The organism is Nocardia sp. NPDC024068, from assembly GCF_040638875.1.
In the GTDB taxonomy this organism is placed as follows: Bacteria; Actinomycetota; Actinomycetes; order Mycobacteriales; family Mycobacteriaceae; genus Nocardia.
Genome location: NZ_JBEZYU010000024.1, coordinates 1 through 18580, shown reverse-complemented (window position 1 = coordinate 18580; position 18580 = coordinate 1). Strand labels below are relative to the sequence as shown.

General features: G+C 67.7%; 18 protein-coding genes. 6 read left to right on the top strand and 12 right to left on the bottom strand.

What is annotated here, in order from left to right:
- Positions 1–11 precede the first annotated feature (11 nt).
- Positions 12–2204 (bottom strand): excinuclease ABC subunit UvrB, encoded by a 2193-nt coding sequence (uvrB, locus tag AB0F41_RS19080; RefSeq protein WP_357425508.1) that lies wholly within the window; start codon positions 2202–2204, stop codon positions 12–14.
- A gap of 118 nt (positions 2205–2322) precedes the next feature.
- Between uvrB and AB0F41_RS19075 the strand changes: the two genes are divergently transcribed.
- Complete coding sequence (locus tag AB0F41_RS19075; RefSeq protein WP_357425506.1) at positions 2323–2847, top strand: DUF402 domain-containing protein; 525 nt, start codon at positions 2323–2325, stop codon at positions 2845–2847.
- Between the two features lie 109 nt (positions 2848–2956).
- On the opposite strand, the gene coaE is transcribed toward AB0F41_RS19075, so the two are convergent.
- Positions 2957–4129, bottom strand: a complete 1173-nt coding sequence (gene coaE, locus AB0F41_RS19070; RefSeq protein WP_357425504.1) for a dephospho-CoA kinase — start codon at positions 4127–4129, stop codon at positions 2957–2959.
- A 538-nt stretch (positions 4130–4667) separates the two neighbouring features.
- Positions 4668–5369, bottom strand: coding sequence for a TetR/AcrR family transcriptional regulator (locus tag AB0F41_RS19065; protein WP_357425502.1), 702 nt, complete (start codon positions 5367–5369; stop codon positions 4668–4670).
- 90 nt (positions 5370–5459) lie between these two features.
- Here AB0F41_RS19065 and AB0F41_RS19060 point away from each other — a divergent pair, with 90 nt between their 5' ends.
- On the top strand, positions 5460–6137 hold the full coding sequence (locus AB0F41_RS19060) for an NAD(P)H-binding protein (RefSeq protein WP_357425500.1): 678 nt from the start codon (positions 5460–5462) through the stop codon (positions 6135–6137).
- 69 nt (positions 6138–6206) lie between these two features.
- Here the strand turns inward: AB0F41_RS19060 and rpsA are convergent, their stop codons facing one another.
- Positions 6207–7676, bottom strand: coding sequence for a 30S ribosomal protein S1 (rpsA, locus tag AB0F41_RS19055; RefSeq protein ID WP_357425498.1), 1470 nt, complete (start codon positions 7674–7676; stop codon positions 6207–6209).
- Between the two features lie 167 nt (positions 7677–7843).
- Here rpsA and AB0F41_RS19050 point away from each other — a divergent pair, with 167 nt between their 5' ends.
- Positions 7844–8716, top strand: coding sequence for a class I SAM-dependent methyltransferase (locus tag AB0F41_RS19050; protein ID WP_357425496.1), 873 nt, complete (start codon positions 7844–7846; stop codon positions 8714–8716).
- A 62-nt stretch (positions 8717–8778) separates the two neighbouring features.
- Here the strand turns inward: AB0F41_RS19050 and AB0F41_RS19045 are convergent, their stop codons facing one another.
- Both AB0F41_RS19045 and AB0F41_RS19040 read right to left on the bottom strand, forming a co-directional pair.
- Positions 8779–8952: a hypothetical protein gene (locus tag AB0F41_RS19045; protein ID WP_357425494.1), complete on the bottom strand. Its 174-nt coding sequence runs from the start codon at positions 8950–8952 to the stop codon at positions 8779–8781.
- Positions 8952–9836: an SPFH domain-containing protein gene (locus tag AB0F41_RS19040; protein WP_357425492.1), complete on the bottom strand. Its 885-nt coding sequence runs from the start codon at positions 9834–9836 to the stop codon at positions 8952–8954. Before AB0F41_RS19040 ends, AB0F41_RS19045 begins: the two co-directional genes overlap by 1 nt.
- A gap of 143 nt (positions 9837–9979) precedes the next feature.
- On the opposite strand from AB0F41_RS19040, the gene AB0F41_RS19035 reads away from it, so the two are divergent.
- Positions 9980–11065, top strand: a complete 1086-nt coding sequence (locus tag AB0F41_RS19035; RefSeq protein ID WP_357425490.1) for an isocitrate/isopropylmalate family dehydrogenase — start codon at positions 9980–9982, stop codon at positions 11063–11065.
- Positions 11066–11081: 16 nt separating this feature from the next.
- Here AB0F41_RS19035 and AB0F41_RS19030 read toward each other — a convergent pair whose 3' ends face one another.
- From AB0F41_RS19030 to AB0F41_RS19020, 3 genes are read right to left on the bottom strand one after another with little or no spacing between them, the layout of a single operon-like run.
- Complete coding sequence (locus AB0F41_RS19030) at positions 11082–11834, bottom strand: amino acid ABC transporter ATP-binding protein (RefSeq protein ID WP_357425621.1); 753 nt, start codon at positions 11832–11834, stop codon at positions 11082–11084.
- Positions 11835–11851: 17 nt separating this feature from the next.
- Positions 11852–12784 carry an amino acid ABC transporter permease gene (locus AB0F41_RS19025; protein ID WP_357425488.1) on the bottom strand — a complete coding sequence of 311 codons (933 nt, stop codon included), beginning with the start codon at positions 12782–12784 and terminating at the stop codon, positions 11852–11854.
- Positions 12785–12788: 4 nt separating this feature from the next.
- Positions 12789–13685: an ABC transporter substrate-binding protein gene (locus tag AB0F41_RS19020; protein ID WP_357425487.1), complete on the bottom strand. Its 897-nt coding sequence runs from the start codon at positions 13683–13685 to the stop codon at positions 12789–12791.
- A gap of 179 nt (positions 13686–13864) precedes the next feature.
- Here AB0F41_RS19020 and AB0F41_RS19015 point away from each other — a divergent pair, with 179 nt between their 5' ends.
- The gene (locus tag AB0F41_RS19015) at positions 13865–14401 is read left to right on the top strand and encodes a 2'-5' RNA ligase family protein (protein ID WP_357425485.1); all 537 of its coding nucleotides are present in this window, start codon (positions 13865–13867) and stop codon (positions 14399–14401) included.
- A gap of 123 nt (positions 14402–14524) precedes the next feature.
- Positions 14525–14908 (top strand): thioredoxin, encoded by a 384-nt coding sequence (trxA, locus tag AB0F41_RS19010; protein WP_357425483.1) that lies wholly within the window; start codon positions 14525–14527, stop codon positions 14906–14908.
- A 69-nt stretch (positions 14909–14977) separates the two neighbouring features.
- Here trxA and AB0F41_RS19005 read toward each other — a convergent pair whose 3' ends face one another.
- From AB0F41_RS19005 to AB0F41_RS18995, 3 genes are all read right to left on the bottom strand, one after another.
- Positions 14978–15409: an alpha-isopropylmalate synthase regulatory domain-containing protein gene (locus AB0F41_RS19005; protein ID WP_357425481.1), complete on the bottom strand. Its 432-nt coding sequence runs from the start codon at positions 15407–15409 to the stop codon at positions 14978–14980.
- A gap of 1036 nt (positions 15410–16445) precedes the next feature.
- A complete protein-coding gene (locus AB0F41_RS19000; protein WP_357425479.1) occupies positions 16446–17429 on the bottom strand; it encodes a YafY family protein in 984 nt (327 codons plus the stop codon).
- On the bottom strand, positions 17426–18421 hold the full coding sequence (locus AB0F41_RS18995; RefSeq protein WP_357425477.1) for a YafY family protein: 996 nt from the start codon (positions 18419–18421) through the stop codon (positions 17426–17428). Before AB0F41_RS18995 ends, AB0F41_RS19000 begins: the two co-directional genes overlap by 4 nt.
- Positions 18422–18580 lie beyond the last annotated feature (159 nt).

Here is an 18580-nt window from a genome sequence, read left to right as displayed (position 1 = left end):
GGCGCGGCGGCTCATTGCAGACCGGCCGCGTCCATACCGCGCAGTTCCTTCTTCAGGTCGGCGATCTCGTCGCGGAGCCGGCCCGCGAGTTCGAACTGCAGCTCGCGGGCCGCGTTCATCATCTGATCGGTGAGCTCGGCGACCAGATCGGCCAGTTCGGCGCGCGGCATGGACTTGATATCGCGACCCTCGACGATGCCCGCGCTCACCGCCCGGCCCGGTTCGCCCTGGGCGCGGCGGCCGCGACTGGCGTTGCGGCCGGACCCGCCGACGGCGACCTCGTCGTCGGCCTCGGAGTAGACCTGATCGAGGATATCGGCGATCTTCTTGCGCAGCGGCTGCGGATCGATCCCCTTCTCCTCGTTGTAGGCCAGCTGTTTGGCCCGGCGGCGCTCGGTTTCGTCGATCGCCTGGCGCATCGAGTCGGTGATCTTGTCCGCGTACATGTGCACCTCACCCGAGACATTGCGGGCGGCCCGGCCGATGGTCTGGATCAGGCTCTTGGCGCTGCGCAGGAAACCTTCCTTATCGGCATCCAGAATCGCGACCAGCGAAACCTCGGGGAGGTCGAGCCCCTCACGCAGCAGGTTGATACCGACCAGCACATCGTATTCACCGAGGCGCAACTGCCGGAGCAGTTCGACCCGGCGCAGCGTATCGATCTCCGAATGCAGATACCGCACCCGCAACCCCAGCCCGAGCAGATAATCGGTCAGATCCTCGGCCATCTTCTTGGTGAGGGTGGTGACCAGTACGCGTTCGTCGCGCTCCACCCGCAAGCGGACCTCGTGTACCAGATCGTCGATCTGCCCCTTGGTGGGTTTGACCACCACCTGCGGATCCACCAGACCGGTCGGGCGGATGACCTGCTCCACCACTTCACCACCGGCGCGGCCGAGTTCGAAGTCGCCCGGGGTGGCCGACAGGTACACCGCCTGCCCGATCCGCTCGGCGAACTCCTCCCAGGTGAGCGGCCGGTTGTCCACCGCCGACGGCAGCCGGAAGCCGTACTCGACGAGGTTGCGCTTCCGCGACATATCCCCTTCGTACATACCGCCGATCTGCGGCACCGTCACATGGGACTCGTCGATCACCAGCAGAAAATCGTCCGGGAAATAATCCAGCAGCGTGGCGGGGGCCGACCCGGCGGGCCGGCCGTCGATATGCCGCGAATAGTTCTCGATACCGGAGCAGAAACCGACCTGCCGGATCATCTCGAGGTCGTACTGGGTGCGCATCCGCAACCGCTGGGCCTCGAGCAGTTTGCCCTTACCTTCGAGGTCGGCGAGACGTTCCTCGAGCTCGGCCTCGATATCGACGACCGCCCGCTCCATCCGCTCGGGCCCCGCCACATAGTGCGTCGCGGGAAAGATACGCACGGTATCGACCTTGCGCACGACATCCCCGGTGAGCGGGTGCAGATAATAGAGTTCCTCGATCTCGTCCCCGAAGAATTCGATCCGTACCGCCAGCTCCTCATAGGAGGGGATGATCTCGACGGTATCTCCGCGGACCCGGAACGAGCCCCGGGTGAACGCCATATCGTTGCGCGTGTACTGGACGTCCACCAGCATGCGCAGAAACGCGTCGCGGTCGACCTCCGCCCCCACCTCGAGCAGCACGGAGCGATCCAGGTAGGACTGTGGCGTACCCAGACCGTAGATACAGGACACCGACGCGACGACGACCACATCCCGGCGCGACAGCAGGGCGGAGGTGGCCGAATGGCGCAGCCGCTCCACATCGTCGTTGATCGAGCTGTCCTTCTCGATATAGGTATCGGTCTGCGCGATATAGGCTTCGGGCTGGTAGTAGTCGTAGTAGGAGACGAAATACTCCACCGCGTTGTGTGGCAGCATCTCGCGCAGTTCGTTGGCCAGCTGCGCGGCCAGCGTCTTGTTCGGGGCCATCACCAGGGTCGGCCGCTGCAAGCGTTCGATGAGCCAGGCCGTGGTCGCCGATTTACCGGTCCCGGTGGCGCCGAGCAGCACCACATCCGGTTCGCCCGCGTTGATCCGGCGCTCCAGTTCCTCGATCGCGGCGGGCTGGTCACCGGCCGGCTGATACGGGCTGACCACCTCGAACCGCCCACCGGTGCGTTCGATATCACCGACCGGGCGGAACTCCGATTTGGCGAGCGGGGTCTCCCCGTCCGCCTCGGTCCCGGTGACGCCGGCCGCACGGAGTTCGGTTGCGAATGCCATACCCCCAGACTAAGCGCCGCCACCGACAGAACTCCGACCTCCAATCGTGGGCCTCGGCACTCCGGACGGCCCTACGCGGGGCCGCGCCGGGCTCTGAGCTGCGGTAGCTTCAGCACCTGTGACAGAGGCAACCAGCGTGGACGTCCACCGGCCCAAGGTGGAGTTCTTCGATATCGCGGAACTGACCAATACCGATCCGAAAGGGTTCGTCCGCGCCGTGCAGCGCTACCACCTCGAACCGTGGGGGCTCTACATGGCCCGCACCGCCGATCACCCACAATTCCACTACATGGAATCCTGGCTGCTGCCCACCCTGGATCTACGGGCGACGGTCTTCCATTTCCATCCCGCCCATATGCGCGACCAGGACTATTACCTCGATATCGGTGAATTCGGCGAGGTCGGGCCGAAGAAATGGCGTTCGGTCGATCATTACCTCGACCTGGTTGTACGGACCGGACGGGAAACCGTGCTGCTGGATGTCGACGAACTCCTGGCGGCACATACGGCCGGTCTGATCGACGCCGCCGCCGCCGAGAAAGCGGTGGCCACGGCCACCCGCGCAATCGACGGCATCGCCGCCCACGGATACGATTTCCAGGCGTGGACGGCATCACTCGATATGCCGTTGACCTGGATATGAGTACCCCGGGGCAGTCGATGCGCCGGCGTGTCACCGAGGCGGCGGTCCAGATGCGAGCGCAGCACGCGAGACGTTCGACACCGGCCGGGTACAGCGGCCGGCGGCTACCTCAGCGAGGCGCCGAATCCATCCGACTCTCCACCACCGACCGATAGACCTCCTCCGCCTCGTCCCCGGTGAGCCCGGCCGCCTTCCCCGCGGCCTCCCGCTGCACCTCGGCATATTCGGCCCGGGCCTGCGGGTCCGTGCGCAACCGATCGCGGAACTCCAGCGCGAACCGTTGTGCCGGAGTACCCGCGACCCGAAGGTGCACGGTCGCAGGCCGCCCCGGGTCGGCACTGCCGTGCACCCGCGTCGCGGCGCCCTCGGCTCCGGCCCGTTCGGCGCCGCCGCCGGGGACGGTCTCGGTGGCCGCGGCCCCCGTCACCGCCGGGAAACCCGCCGCCGCCAGCGCGTCCCGAATCCCGTCGGCAACGGCCGGATCGGCCACCGTGACCTGGAAATCGAGCAGATCCCGCGCCGGCATACCTGGCACCGCGGTGGCCCCGATATGATCGATCCGCTGCGCCGCGGCCCCGCACGCCACCTGCAACCGGGCGATCAACCGCTGGGCCTGCGCCGCCCATTCCGGATCGGAGTCCACCACCCGCGGCTCCGGAAGCACGGCGACACCGGCGCGCAGATTCGCCTCGAAGGGCACCAACCGCTGATCCCACAGCCGGTCAACGGTCGCTTCGACCACACCGGCCGGGCCGTTGTTGTCCAGCAGCACATCCGCCGCCGCGTACCGCTGCTCGTCGGTGGCCTGCGCCGCGATCCGTGCGCGCGCATCGTCTTCGGGTACGCCGCGGAACTCGACGAGCCGCCGGATCCGGGTCTCGGCGGCGACGTCGACCACGAGCACCAGGTTCACGAAGGGCGCCATCCGGTTCTCGACCAGTAGCGGAACATCCTGCACCACAATGGCATCCGGCGCCGCGGCCGCCAGTAGTTCGGCGGTGCGCCGCCCGACCAGCGGATGGGTGATCGAGTTCAGCGTCGCACGGGATTCGTCGTCGCGAAAAGCCCTGGCCGCCAGGGCCGGCCGGTCCAGGCTGCCGTCGGGCGCCAGGATATCCGCGCCGAATGCCTCGACCAGCGCCGCGAGTCCGGGGGTTCCCACGGCGACCACTTCCCGGGCGATGACATCGGAGTCGATGAGTACCGCACCCCGCGCGGTGAGAGCCCGCGCGACCGTCGATTTGCCCGCGCCCATACCGCCGGTGAGGCCGATTCGTAACATCCGCTCAGTCTCGCATCCGCGCGCCCGCTACCGGCGGTGAGGCTGACCGCGTATACCCGCTCGACACGCCTTGTCGGGGCCGTACAGCACAAATGTCCTGATTACGCCACGCCCTGGACTAGGGTTCGGCCTGAGTGCAGGCCCCGATTCACAGCTTCTGTCACGGATAGCAAAGGAACGAGCATGCGCATCAGGCACTACCGCACAGGCCGGCACCGGCTGGGGTCGGCGGGTCGTGTGCACTGTCTCGCCATCCCGGCCGTCGCGGCATGGCTGGCGGAGAATCGCCGCTCTTGGTTCGGCAGCTACACCCTCGCCGCCCGGCACAGTCTTGCCGCTCATCGACCGCGCCCGTCGATTGCCTGGCCGCGCTGGGTCCCGGTCCCGGCAGGTTAGTACGCGACGGAAACGGCGGCCCGGTCTGCGGACCGGGCCGCCGTTGTCTTCACGCCCGTCGCGCGAATCGCACCTCCACGCTGTGGATCCGACCACCGAGACCTCCACTTCGCACACTGTTCGCCGGGCCGAAGCCCGGCGCCTACAGCCCCAATTCACGAATGAGATCGAGCATCTCCGCCCGGAAGAGTTTCGCCGGATCCGTCGATTGCGGCCCCAGATGGCCGTACACCTCGAGCGCGATCAGACCGTGCATCCGACCCCACATCCGCAGCGCGAGCGCGAGCCCGGCAGGTGGCAGACCGGGAAAATCCGACCGGACATGGGTGGCGAGAGCGTCCGCGAAATCGGACCATTCGAAGGTGGAGTCCTCGGCTCGGGCCGGCCGCCGCGACCACGCCGCCGCCGCCAGACCGACCAATCCGGTGCAGGCCCGCAGTTCCGCTTCGGCGGCGGGACCACCGGGAGGCGGCCGATAGCCGGGAACCGGATCACCGTAGACGAGGCGGAATTCCGCGGGGTACTGCACCGCCCATTCGCGTACCGCTTCACCCCAGGCCACGATCCGAGCACCGGGATCGTCCGCCGGGATCGCGTCCCGCGCAGCTTCGACGCGATCGACCAGGGCCGTGTAGACATCGCTGATCAGCGTGGAGATCAGATCGTCGCGCGTCGCGAAGTAACCGTAGACCGCGCCCGCGGTCATCCCCATTTCCCGGGCGATCGCCCGCAACGCGATCGCGTCGGGCCCACCCTGTGCGAGCAGCCGCAACGCGATCACTTTGATCTCGCGGGTGGTCTCCACCCGCAGACGCTCCCGGCGACTCATCGCTACCTCGGCCACAGTTGACACTCTACAGAGTGCGATTACTCTTCATCGTGTAGTTTCTGAACGCCGTGTAGTGAATGCACGGCATAGCCATCTGGAGTGGGCATGTATATCGGAGTTTTCGGCGCCACGGGCGTCATCGGTTCCCGCGTGGTCGCGGAGGCCGTGCGCCGCGGTCACCCGGTGCGGGCGTTCACCACCGACCGGTCGCGGTTCCCGCGAGACCCGGGCAGCGTGGACTGGCAGGTGTCCGATTGGCGTGACGAGGAGAGCATCGCCGCGGCGATCGGCGGCCTGGATGTGGTGATCAGCGCCGTCAACGCCGGGCACGGGATCGAGGAAACGATCGCACGGGCCGACGATTTCGTCGTGGGCGCCCACGCGATGGTGCAGGCACTGACCCGGTATCCGGCCACCCGGGTACTCACCGTGGGCGGGGCCGGCAGCCTGGAAGTGGCACCCGGGCGGCAGCTGGTGGACGAACCGGGGTTCGCCGAGAACCTGCCGCGCGATCTCGGGGTGCCCGCTGAGTACTACCGCGTCGTATCCGCACTGCGGGACGCATTGAACGTCTACCGCGTATCGAATCGCCTGTGGACGTATCTGAGCCCGTCGTCGGGCCGGATCGAACCCGGTGAGCGCACCGGCCGGTTCCGGATCGGAGGCGACCAGCTGCTCGATACCGGCGGGCGCGATATCTCCGCCGAAGACGTCGCGGTGGCGCTGATCGACGAGGCCGAGGTCCCGCGGTTCATCCAGCGGCGCATCACCGTCGGGTACTGACACAGAAAAGACCCCGGTCCTCGTGGACCGGGGTCTTTTCTGTTCGGCTATCCGCTACCGATATTCGCCTCAGGCGTTACCGGAAAGCTTCTCCCGCAGGGCCGCGAGCTGCGCGTCGCTGGCCAGCGAGCCGCCGGCGGACTCGGGCTGCCCGCCACCGCTGGTCTGCGCGCCGCTCTCGGAGGAGTAGTTCGACGACCCGCCGCCGTTGACGGCCTCGGCCGCGGCGTCGGCCGCCATCTTCTCCATCTGGGCGGTGTGCATCTTGTGCCGGCGCTCCGCCTCGGCGTAGCGGCCTTCCCACTCTTCCCGCTGCTTGTCGAAACCCTCGAGCCATTCGTTGGTCTCGGGATCGAAGCCCTCGGGGAAGATGTAGTTGCCCTGCTCGTCGTAGCTGTCGGCCATGCCGTACTTCGACGGATCGAACTCGGCGCTGTAGTCCTCGTTGGCCTGCTTGAGGCTCAGCGAGATCCGGCGACGCTCCAGGTCGATGTCGATGACCTTGACCATCGCATCGTCGCCGACGACCACGACCTGGTCCGGGACCTCGACGTGGCGCTCGGCCAGCTCGGAGATGTGCACCAGGCCCTCGATGCCCTCCTCGACGCGGACGAACGCGCCGAACGGAACGAGCTTGGTGACCTTGCCCGGCACGATCTGGCCGATGGCGTGGGTGCGGGCGAACTGCCGCCAGGGATCTTCCTGGGTGGCCTTCAGCGACAGCGAGACCCGCTCGCGGTCCAGGTCGACGTCGAGAACCTCGACGGTGACCTCGGTGCCCACCTCGACCACCTCGGACGGGTGATCGATGTGCTTCCAGGACAGTTCGGAGACGTGCACCAGACCGTCGACACCGCCGAGATCGACGAAGGCGCCGAAGTTGACGATGGAGGAGACCACACCCTTGCGGACCTGGCCCTTCTGCAGCTGGTGCAGGAACTCGCTGCGCACCTCGGACTGGGTCTGTTCCAGCCAGGCACGGCGCGACAGGACCACGTTGTTGCGGTTCTTGTCGAGTTCGATGATCTTGGCCTCGATCTCCTTGCCGACGTACGGCTGCAGATCGCGGACCCGGCGCATCTCGACCAGCGAGGCGGGCAGGAAGCCGCGCAGACCGATGTCGAGGATCAGACCACCCTTGACGACCTCGATCACAGTGCCGCGGACGGCCTCGTCCTTCTCCTTGAGCTCCTCGATCGTGCCCCAGGCGCGCTCGTACTGAGCCCGCTTCTTGGACAGGATCAGGCGACCCTCTTTGTCCTCTTTCGTGAGGACAAGAGCCTCCACCTCATCGCCCACGGAAACGACCTCGTTCGGGTCGACATCGTGTTTGATGGAGAGCTCGCGAGACGGGATGACGCCTTCGGTTTTGTAACCGATGTCGAGCAGGACCTCGTCGCGGTCGACTTTGACGATGGTTCCTTCGACGATATCGCCGTCGTTGAAGTACTTGATCGTGGCGTCGATGGCGGCGAGGAAGTCCTCGGCGGAGCCGATGTCGTTGACGGCTACCTGCGGCGAGGTGACGGTGGTGGGCATGTGGCGGTTTGCTCCGGACGGATTGTGATCGGTTGCGGACATTGAGACTTTCGGTACGCTGCGATACACCCAGCGGCTCCGGGTGTGATCACTTGCGCGTTCAGCGTACGCGACCCCCGTCCAGCCGGGCAAACGACCCCCCGGGGCGGATATATAGGCTTCGCATCGTGTCCGACGACCTCGTTCAAGATCGCCACGCTCAGGCCACCGCTGTACTGGGAACCACGGGCGCCGCACGTTCCCGGATCGGTTCGACCGAGAGCGAACGCGCAAGCCGGCGCTGGTGGGATGCCGACGCCGGCCAGTACCACGATACCCACGGGGACTTCCTGGGTACCGACAGCCCCGCCGGAGAATTCGTCTGGTGCCCGGAAGGCCTGCACGAAGGCGATATGCGCCTGCTGGGTGAGCTCGCCGGAAAACGCGTTCTGGAGGTCGGCTGCGGATCGGCGCCGTGCGCGCGGTGGCTGGCCGGGCAGGGTGCGTCTCCGGTGGGACTGGATATCTCGCGCGAAATGCTGTCGCGGGGGCTTGCCGCGATGGACCGCGGCGGGCCCCGGATTCCGCTGGTCCAGGCGGGCGCCGAGGCGCTGCCTTTCGCCGCCGAATCCTTCGACCTGGCATGTTCGGCCTTCGGCGCGGTGCCCTTCGTCGCCGATTCGGCGCGGGTGATGCGCGAGGTGGCCCGGGTGCTGAGGCCGGGCGGATCCTGGGTTTTCGCGGTCAACCACCCGATCCGCTGGATATTCCGCGACGACCCGGGCCCCGCCGGCCTCGAGGCCGTCATCCCTTATTTCGACCGCACCCCCTACACCGAGTTCGACGACGAGGGCCGGTGCACCTACGTCGAACACCACCGCACCCTCGGCGACCGCGTCCGGGAAATAGCGGCGGCGGGCCTGGTCCTCGACGATCTCATCGAACCCGACTGGCCGGAATGGCTCGACCGCGAATGGGGCCAGTGGAGCCCTCTGCGCGGCCAGATCTTCCCTGGCACCGCAATCTTCGTCACCCACAAACCGAAATCACCCGCCACCTAGATCCCCACCCACGCGCCCCGGCGGACCGGCCCGTCCAGCGACAGACCGGCCCACCACTCCGTCTAATCGTCGTCACTCCGGGTCGGCCGGGCCTTCCGCCCCGCCTGCTCCAGCGCCCGCCGGAGGGCGAACTCGATCTGCGCGTTGACACTGCGCAGATCGTCGGCCGCCCATTTCGCGACCGCGTCGTACACCGCCGGGTCGAGCCGGAGCAGGACCTTCTTGCGTTCGACCATCAGTTGTACAGCGATCCCGCATTGACCACGGGGTTCACCGGCCGGTCACCGCACAGCACCACCAGCAGGTTCGACACCATGGCCGCTTTGCGTTCCTCGTCCAGTTCGACCATGCCCTCGGCGGTGAGCCGCTCCAGCGCCAGCCCGACCATCCCGACCGCACCCTCCACGATCCGGGTCCGCGCGGCGACGACCTGGTTCGCCTGCTGGCGGACCAGCATCGCCTGGGCGATTTCCGGCGCGTAGGCGAGGTGGGTGATCCGCGCCTCGATGACTTCGATACCGGCGGTGGCTGTGCGCTCCCGCAGTTCCACGGTGAGTTCCTCGGCGACCTCGGCACCGTCGCGCAGGCTGGTGCGGTCGGCTTCGTGGGCGTCGTAGGGGTGGGTGGTCGCCAGGTGACGCACCGCCGCCTCGGACTGGGTTTCCACGTATTCCTCGTAGTCGTCGACGGCGAAGGCGGCCTTGAAACTGTCCATGACCTTGTAGACCACCACCGCCGCGATCTCCACCGGGTTACCGTCCGCGTCGTTGACCTTCAGTTTCTGGGTTTCGAAGTTGCGGACCCGCAGCGAGATGCTGCGCCGATCGGTCAGCGGTAGTACCGAGAAGAATCCCGGATCGCTCACCGACCCGATGTAGCGGCCGAAGAACTGGACCACCTTCGCCTCGTTCGGATTCACCACCGTCAGTCCGGTGATCCCGAGCAGCAGCAGTCCCGCCAGGACGCAGGCGACGACCGCGCCGATCAGGCCGGCGGTGTTCTGGTTCTGCGCGGCGGCGACGAATCCCGCGATGGCCACAGCCGCCAAGGCGATGGTCAGGATCAGCCAGATCAGCAGCACGACGAACCCGTTGACCCGAACGGCGTTCCGGAATGTCATGACATCCTCCCTCTATCAAAGTGATATCACTAAGATAGCATCGCGCTCCGAATCCGGACAAGTCGCTCGAATGGGCGACGCCGGGCTCCGGACGCCCGGGCCCGCCTCCGAGACCATCCATCCGGTCCTGCGACCATGACCGGATGGATCGCACGGAACCCGGCGAGTCGCTGCGACTCGGAATCGTCGACGGCGACGGCATCGGACCGGAGGTGGTGGCCTCGGCCCGGCGCGTGGTGGACGAGGCCGTCGCGGTGGAAGGCCTCACGCCGGTCTCGTGGGTGGCGCTGCCGATGGGCCGCCGCGCCATCGACGAATTCGGCACGGCGCTACCGGAATCCACGCTCACGGGTCTGGGCGGGACCGACGGCTGGATCCTCGGACCCCACGACAACGCCTCCTATCCCCCGGAGCATCGCATCGCCCCCGGTGGCGCCATCCGCCGGCATTTCGGACTGCATGCCAATATCCGGCCCGTGAAAGCCTTTCCGGGTGTCGCCGCGGCGGCACCCGATATCGATCTGGTGGTCGTCCGGGAGAACAGCGAGGGGTTCTACGCCGACCGGAACATGGCCGTCGGGTCCGGCGAGTTCTGCCCCACCCCCGAGATCGCGCTCTCGGTCGGCATGGTGACCCGGGCGGCCTCCGAGCGGATCGCGCACGAGGCGTTCCGGCTGGCCGCCGCCCGCCGCGGCCGGGTGACCATCGTGCACAAGGCCAATGTGCTGCCGTTGACCATGGGCCTGTTCCGCGATACCTGTTACGCCGTCGCGCCGGAGTATCCCGGGGTACGGGTCGACGACGAGCATGTCGACGCGGCCGCCGCCCACCTGGTCCGCTCCCCGGCGGACTACGACGTCCTCGTCACCGAGAACCTGTTCGGCGATATCCTCTCCGACCTCGCCGCGCAGCTCGGTGGGTCGCTGGGTATCGCCGCCTCCCTGAACTGCTCCGAAACCCGGGCGATGGCCCAGGCGGTCCACGGCGCGGCACCCGATCTGGCCGGGCGGAACCGGGCCGATCCGGTGGCGCTGCAACTGTCGGCCGCCATGCTGCTGCGCTGGCTGGCCACCCGGCACTCCCGGCCGGCACTGACCCGCGCCGCCGACCGGATCGACCGCGCCGTCGCGGCCACCTTCGCCGCCGGCATCGCCACGGCCGATCTCGGCGGACTGGCCTCCACCAGTGAGTTCACCGAGCAGGTCACCGCACGGATCCATTTCCGCTGACCGGCGCGGGCCGGTTTCACAGCAACCGGGACAGGAATGCCTTGGTGCGGTCGTGGCGGGGGGCGGTCAGCAGTTCCGCGGGCGGCCCCGACTCCACCACCACCCCCTGATCCATGAACACCAAGGTGTCGGCCACCTCCCGGGCGAACCCCATCTCGTGGGTGACCACGACCATGGTCATGCCCGATTCCGCCAATTCCCGCATCACCGCGAGCACCTCTCCCACGAGTTCGGGATCCAGGGCGGAGGTGGGTTCGTCGAACAGCATCAGTTTCGGGTCCATGGCCAGCGCCCGGGCGATCGCGACCCGCTGCTGCTGTCCGCCGGACAGTTGCGCCGGGTACGCGTTCGCCTTCTCCGCCAGACCCACCCGTTCGAGCAGTTCCCGGGCCCGCTGCCGGGCCTGATCCTTCGACTGTTTCTTGACCTGCGTCGGCGCCTCCGCCACATTTCCGAGAACGGTGCGGTGCGGAAACAGGTTGAAATGCTGGAAGACCATGCCGATATCGCGGCGCTGGCGGGCCGCTTCCCGTGGATGCAATTCGTAGAGGCGGCCTTTACGCTCCCGATAGCCGACCAGTTCACCGTCGACGTACAGCCGCCCGGCATCCACCTGTTCCAGATGATTGATACACCGCAGGAACGTCGACTTCCCCGATCCGGAGGGGCCGATCAGGCAGAGCACCTGGCCCCGCGGGACCTCCAGCGAGATCCCCTCCAGCACTTTCAGCGCACCGAAGCTCTTGCAGACCCGGTCCGCCCGGATCATCGGAACCGCCGTATCGCTCATTTCGCCCGCACCTCGCCCCGCGCGTCGGCCAATTCCTGCAACTGCTTCGCGGTCAGCTGCCGGGATATACCCCGCGAATAGTATTTCTCCAGGTAGTACTGGCCGATCATCAGCACGCTGGTGATCGCGAGATACCAGGTCGCGGTGACCAGCAGCAGCGGTATCGGCAGGAAGTTCACTCCGTAGATATCGCGGGCGCGGCCGTACAGATCAGTGCTCAGCGGAATGGCGGCAACCAGGGAGGTCGTTTTCAACATACTGATGAGCTCGTTGCCGGTCGGCGGAATGATCACCCGCATCGCCTGCGGCAGCACCGTCCGGCGCATCGTCTGCGACCAGGACATTCCGAGCGCGACGGAGGCTTCCCGCTGGCCCTCGCCGACGGAGTTGATCCCCGCCCGCACGATCTCGGCCATATAGGCGGCCTCGTTGAGGGCGAGCCCGATCACGGCGAAGAGGAAAGCCGCGCGCAAGCTCTGCACATCGACCTCGAACAGCCGCGGCCCGAACGGCACCCCGAACGCCACCTGCTGATACAGCGACGGCACCAGACCCCAGAACACGAGTTGCACGTAGACCGGCGTCCCGCGGAAAACCCACAGATACACCCAGGCGGTGGCGCGCAGCACCGGATTCGGGGACAACCGCATCACCGCGAGCACCGTGCCGAACACGACGGCGATCGCCATGGCGAGCACCGTGAGTTGCAGGGTGACAACCGCGCCCGCCGCGATCCGCGAATCCCGCAGATAATCCCAGTACACATCCCAGCGGTAGGCGGGATTGGTGGCCGCACCGTAGACGAACAAACCGGCCAGCACCAGAATGACGACAACAGAGGCCCAGCGTCCGGGCCGGCGCAGCGGGACGGCCCGGATGGTTTCCGGCGGATCCTTCTCGGCGGTGAACGCGCTCGGATCGGCGGTCATGGCGTCAACTCCTCGCGCCGTTGATAACGGAGGTGCCCAGCGCACCCTCCTGCACACCCCAGTTCTCGGTGATCTGCCGGTACCGGCCGTCGTCCATCAGGTGCTGCACCGCGTCCCGCAGAACCGGGGCCAGCGGCGACCCCTTGGCCACTGCCCATCCGTACGGCGCGGCGTCGAATACCGGACCGGAGGGTTCGATCTTGCCGTCGGTCTGTTTGATCGCGTAGGCGGTGACCGGGGAATCCGCCGACATCGCGTCGACCTGCCCCAGCACCAACGCGTTCGTCACCGCGCTCTGCTCGTCGAAGGCATCGATGATGATGGGATCCTTACCCGCCGCGACACAGGCCTCGCTCTTGGCCGGGACCTCCTCGATATGCTCGACCGTCGTCGCCTGCACCGCCACCCGCTTCCCGCAGGCGTTCTCCGGGTCCACCTCGGCCCCGGTGCGCTGCGCCCACTGCACCCCCGCGGTGAAATAGGTGACGAAATCCACCTGCTCCTCGCGTTCGGCGGAATCCGTGATCGACGACATTCCGATGTCGTAGGTGCCGGCCTGCACGGCCGGGATGATCTTCTCGAACGCCGATTCGGTGTAGCGGGCCCGGATACCGAGCACCGCGGTGACGGCATCCATCAGATCGATGTCGAATCCGACGATCGCGCCGTGCCGGTCGCGGTACTCGTTGGGCTGATACGGCACATTCACCCCCACAACCACTTCACCCGCCGCCCTGATCTCGGCCGGAACCCGTTCGGCGAGCGCCGGCACGGTCTGCACCGCGACCTTGGGCGGAACCGGCCCGGTGTCCTCGACGTTGGTCACGCAACCCGCCGTCAGCAGGACCCCGGCGATCCCGCACAACACCCGGCGCCGCCGGATCCCGGATCGATCAGCCACCTCCACCACCTGCCGCTCGCGAGGATTCGTGGGACCACCGCCACACGTCGACGTTGCCAGGCACAGTAGGCCACCGGAGCACCCGACACAGCCGGTGTAACCGAGAATTGATCTCGGGCGCGGCGGTCCGGGCCATAGCCCGGTGCCGCGGCCCGCCGAGGGGTTACCGTCTGAAGATCATGGTGCAGTCGGTGGAATTGCTGCTCGACGAGGCAGCGGAGCAGCGGATCCGGCGGCAGTGGGAACTGCTCGCCGAAGCCGGTCTACCCGGACTGGGACGGGGCGGACGGACCAGCGGTGATCTCGACGGCCACCGGCCGCACATCACGGTCGCGGTGGCCCGGCAGATCTGGCCGCGTATCGAGCAGGAACTCGACGGATTGCCGTTCCGCCCCTTCCCGATACACCTCGGTGGGGTGCTCGTCTTCGGTGCCCGCCGGCCCATCCTGGTGCGCGCTGTGACGCCGACCGAACAGCTACTCGCCTGGCACCGCCGCGTCCATCAGGTGGTCTCACCATGCCCCGATATCCCCGCGAATCTGCGGCCCGGCCGCTGGACACCCCACATCACACTGGCCCGGCGGGTGCTACCCCAGCGGATCGGTGAGGCGGTCGCGGCGGTGGCGACCGATAAGGACACGGCCGCCACCGTGGTCGGCGTACGCCGCTGGGACGGCGACCGGCGGCGGGCCTGGGCCATCGCCGAACACGGCTGACACCCGCCCACGATGCGCCGGCACGGCGGTTAGGGTGGGATCCGGTGGCGTAGGACACCCGCCGCGGAACAACCACGGCCGGGGCCGGCGTTGCAGCCTGTATACCGACCACGAGAGGACGTCATGGCCACCCAGACACTGACGCAGCAGAACTTCGATGACATAGTCACCAGCAATGACGTGGTGCTGGTCGATTTCTGGGCTTCCTGGTGCGGACCGTGCCGCAGTTTCGCCCCGACCTACGAGGCGTCGTCGGATCAGCACCCCGACGTCGTGCACGGCAAGGTCGACACCGAGGCCGAACAGGGCCTCGCCGCGGCCGCCAACATCCAGTCCATTCCGACCATCATGGCCTTCCGCGAAGGCGTCCTGGTCTTCGCGCAGCCCGGCGCGCTGCCCCCGGCCGCGCTCGAAGACCTGGTCTCGCAGGTCAAGGCGCTCGATATGGACGAGGTCCGGCAGCAACTCGCCGAACAACAGGCCGCCAACGGCGAAGCAGCCGAATAGCATCGAACGACGACGGCGGGCTCCGCACTTTCCGGGGATGGTGCGGAGCCCGCCGTCGACGGATAGCCGTCAGCCCAGCCGGTTGACGCCGGCGATCATCGCCCGCACCGACGATTCCGCACCGTCGGTCGCCAGCGCGGCACCCCAGCCCCGGCGGCCGTCGGATTCACACTGCACGAACGTGGCGGTACCCACCGCGGTGTGACGCTGATGGAATCGCAGAATCTCGACCGGATAGCCCGCCTCGTACAACGCGGAGGTCATCGCGGCGATCGGGTTACCGGCGGCCACCACCGAGCGCGACCAGCCCGGAAACTCGAGGGTCGCGGTGAAGGCACCACCCCGCGCCCCCGTCGACGACCAGCCCGCCAGCCGGATCGGGCCGGCGCACTCGCCGTAGCGGTCATGGAATTGGGCCGCGCTCAGCTCGGCGCATTCGGTGCGCAGGCTGCGTGGAGCGGCTGTGGTCAGAGTGTCGTTTTCCAGAATCACAGTGGTCATGAGCACGTAGGTCTTCCCAGAGAAGGTAGGCAGTTCAGGGGGACCAGCAAAAGCGAAAGAAAAAGGGGCCCGCAGCGAGGGGGCCGGTCCGAATCAGACCCCGCTACGGCGGGTTACTACTACGGCAAGTAGCCGACGTGCCCGCGCGGTACGCGCGAGAAGCACCGCGCCGTCGCGATCAGCGACGAGGGGCGCGGCACAGAAGCCGTCGGCAGGGAAATGCACGTGCTCGACAATAAAGACTCCCCGGGCACTTGGCAACCATATTCGCCAGCCGTTTCTCCTACCGACGAGTACCGTTTCCCCTGGTCACCGCCACGCAACCGAAACCCCCCGCCCCGTTACGGTGACGAACACCGTATTTTTGGCGCTGTGTTTTTGGCGCGGCTTCGCCGCGCGGGGTTCGGCCCTTTGAGCGTCCCCTTTGTGGGCCTCGCTGGACTCGGCGCTGGGAGGGTGGCTGATTCTGTGGATGGGCCGGGTGTGGATCTGTGCCGGTGATTGCGGGGCGCAGGCCGGGGAGGCAATGGGGCGGATGGCGGGCGCCGGATCTGTGGCCTTGTGTGAGACGGTGGCCGGTCGATCTCCGGTTCGGGGCACATGGTCCGTCGAGGTGGTGGGGCGGGCTTGCTTGTGAAGGTGGGGCGGGTGGCGTTGCTCGCGAAGGTGGGGCAGGTGACCCCACCCGCCAAGGTGCTGTGTTTATTGGCGCGCTGGCGCGCGCGGGGTTCGGCCCCCTGAGCGTCTGCTGTCAGCCCTCGAGACTCGTGGCTTCGCCACATGCGCTTCGAGGGCTGACAGCAGACGCGGGCCGAACCCTTTGGGGGCCTCGCTGAACTCGGCACCGACGGAGTGGGGGCAAAGGGGTGACGGGGTGACGGCGACGGGGTGGGCTATTTCCATCCCGCGGTGGGGCGTATTGCCGTCCGGTCTGCCGGTATCCCTGCTTCCCTACGTTCCGCTCACCTGGGAGACGCTGCGGATCATCGGCCCCTACGCCCTCGCGATGGCAACGGTGGTCGGGCCCGGCCCGGGCTCAGGACACGGGGTCGAGGCCGGCCTCGCGGTAGGCGGCCAGGGCGGCGGCGGAGCGCTCGCGGACCGCTGCCACCAGTTCCGGCGGGCCCAGCACCGTGACACCCGACCCGAAGCCGAGTACCAGCCGCGCCATCCAGTCGAGGGTGGCGAACCGCATGGTCGCCTCGAGGCTGCCGTCCGGATGGACTGCGATCCGGTGCATCGGATACTGGTCGAGCACCCAGCCGTAATCGGCCGCCACCAGCAGGCGGGCCAGCGGGATCGAGGGGTCCTCCTGGAACAGATCGAGGCCGGCGTCGGTGGCCCGGGCCTCGTGCGGCGGCCGGGCCGGTTCGTCGAGTTCCGCCGCCGATTCGATCCGGTCGAACCGGAACAACCGCACGCCGTCGGCCTCGCGGCACCAGCCCTGCAGATAACTGTTGTCGTCCACCGCGACGATCCGGATCGGATCGACCACCCGGGTCGACACCACATCGCGGCTGGCCGAGTAGTACTCCAGACGCAACGCCCGCTCACCGGCCACCGCAGACCGGACCGTGGCCACGGCGGGCGCCTCGGGCGGACCGTACCCCGGACTCTCCGCATCGCCCGGCCCGGACGGGGCGGCCCCGGTGATCGCGGCCTCCAGTTTCGCGATCGCCGCATGCGCCGCGGTCGGATCGACCATCCCGGGCAGATCCACGATCGACCGCAACGCCACCAGCACCGCGGTCGCCTCGATCGAGGTCAACCGCAGCGGACGTTCGATCCCGGCGGTGAACGTCACCTGCACGCTCTCCTCCGAGAACGACAGGTCGATCAGATCACCCGGTCCGTAACCGGGCAGCCCGCACATCCACAGCTGGTTCAGATCGGCCATCAACTGTTTGGTGGTGACACCCAGATCGGCCGCCGCCTCCGCCGCGCTGATCCCGGGATTCGCCACGAAATACGGCACCATATTCAGCAACCGGGACAGCCGGGCCGACAACCGCGTGCTCATAACACCACCTCGGTCCGGTCGATCACGGACCGCAGCCGTGCCATCACATCGGCGCGCAACTCCGCCGGTTCGAGCACCAGCGCATCCGCGCCCAGCCCGGTGATCAACCTGGCCAGCCAATGCTGGGACCGGATCGGCACCTCCACCACACTGCCCGGGCGTCCACCCACGACCCTGCTGTCCACCACCTCACCGAGACGCCGCAGATCCCGGCCCCGGCCCTGCGCCACCCAGATCGTCGCCGAACCGGTGATCGGCACGGTCCCGGTCACCCGCGACACGATCTCGCGCAGGTCGGTGCCCGCCGGCGGGCGCACCGCGTTCCGCGGGCCATACGCGGTGATCTCCTCACCGATCCGCGACAACCGGAAGGTCCGCACCGCGTCCCGGTCCCGGTCGTGCCCCACCAGGTACCAGCGCCCCCGCAACGTCACCACCCCCCACGGCTCGACGTCACGCATCAGAAACGGCGCATTGCTGGCCCCCCGATGTTCGAACCGCACCGCCTGACCGGCATCGATGGCCGCGAGCAATTTGCCCAGCACCGGTTCCGAACCCCGGGTCCGGGCCGGCACGGCAGGAATGGCCGCGAACGCGGTATCGGTTTCCACATGCACCCCGGCGGCCCGCAACTTCAACAGCGCCCCCGCGGCCGCCGACGCCAACTCCGGCGACTCCCACATCTGCAGCGCGACCGCCACCGCTGCCGACTCCTCACTGCTCAGATCGATATCGGGTAGCTCATAGGCGTCCCGGTTGATGCGGTACCCCTCGACGGTGGAGAACTGCCCCGACGGCCCCACCTCGAGCGGAATCCCCAGATCCCGGAGCTCGTTCTTGTCCCGCTCGAACATTCGGCTGAACGCCTCGTCGCTGGCACAGTCCTCATAGCCCGCGACGCTCTCCCGGATCCGCTCCGCAGTCAGGAACTGCCGAGTCGACAACAGCGCGATGACCAGATTCATCAGCCGCTCGACCTTGGATATCGCCACCCGAACAGGGTAATGCAGTGTTGATTGGAGCGGCTCCGCCGCTCGAGGGTGGGGCTGGAATTTGGGAGGCGCTCCGCGCCTCGAGGGTGGGGCCCTATTAACCCGGTTCTTCACTCCCGCCGGTCAGTCGCTGCGCTCCCTCCCTCTGGTCGCTCCAGA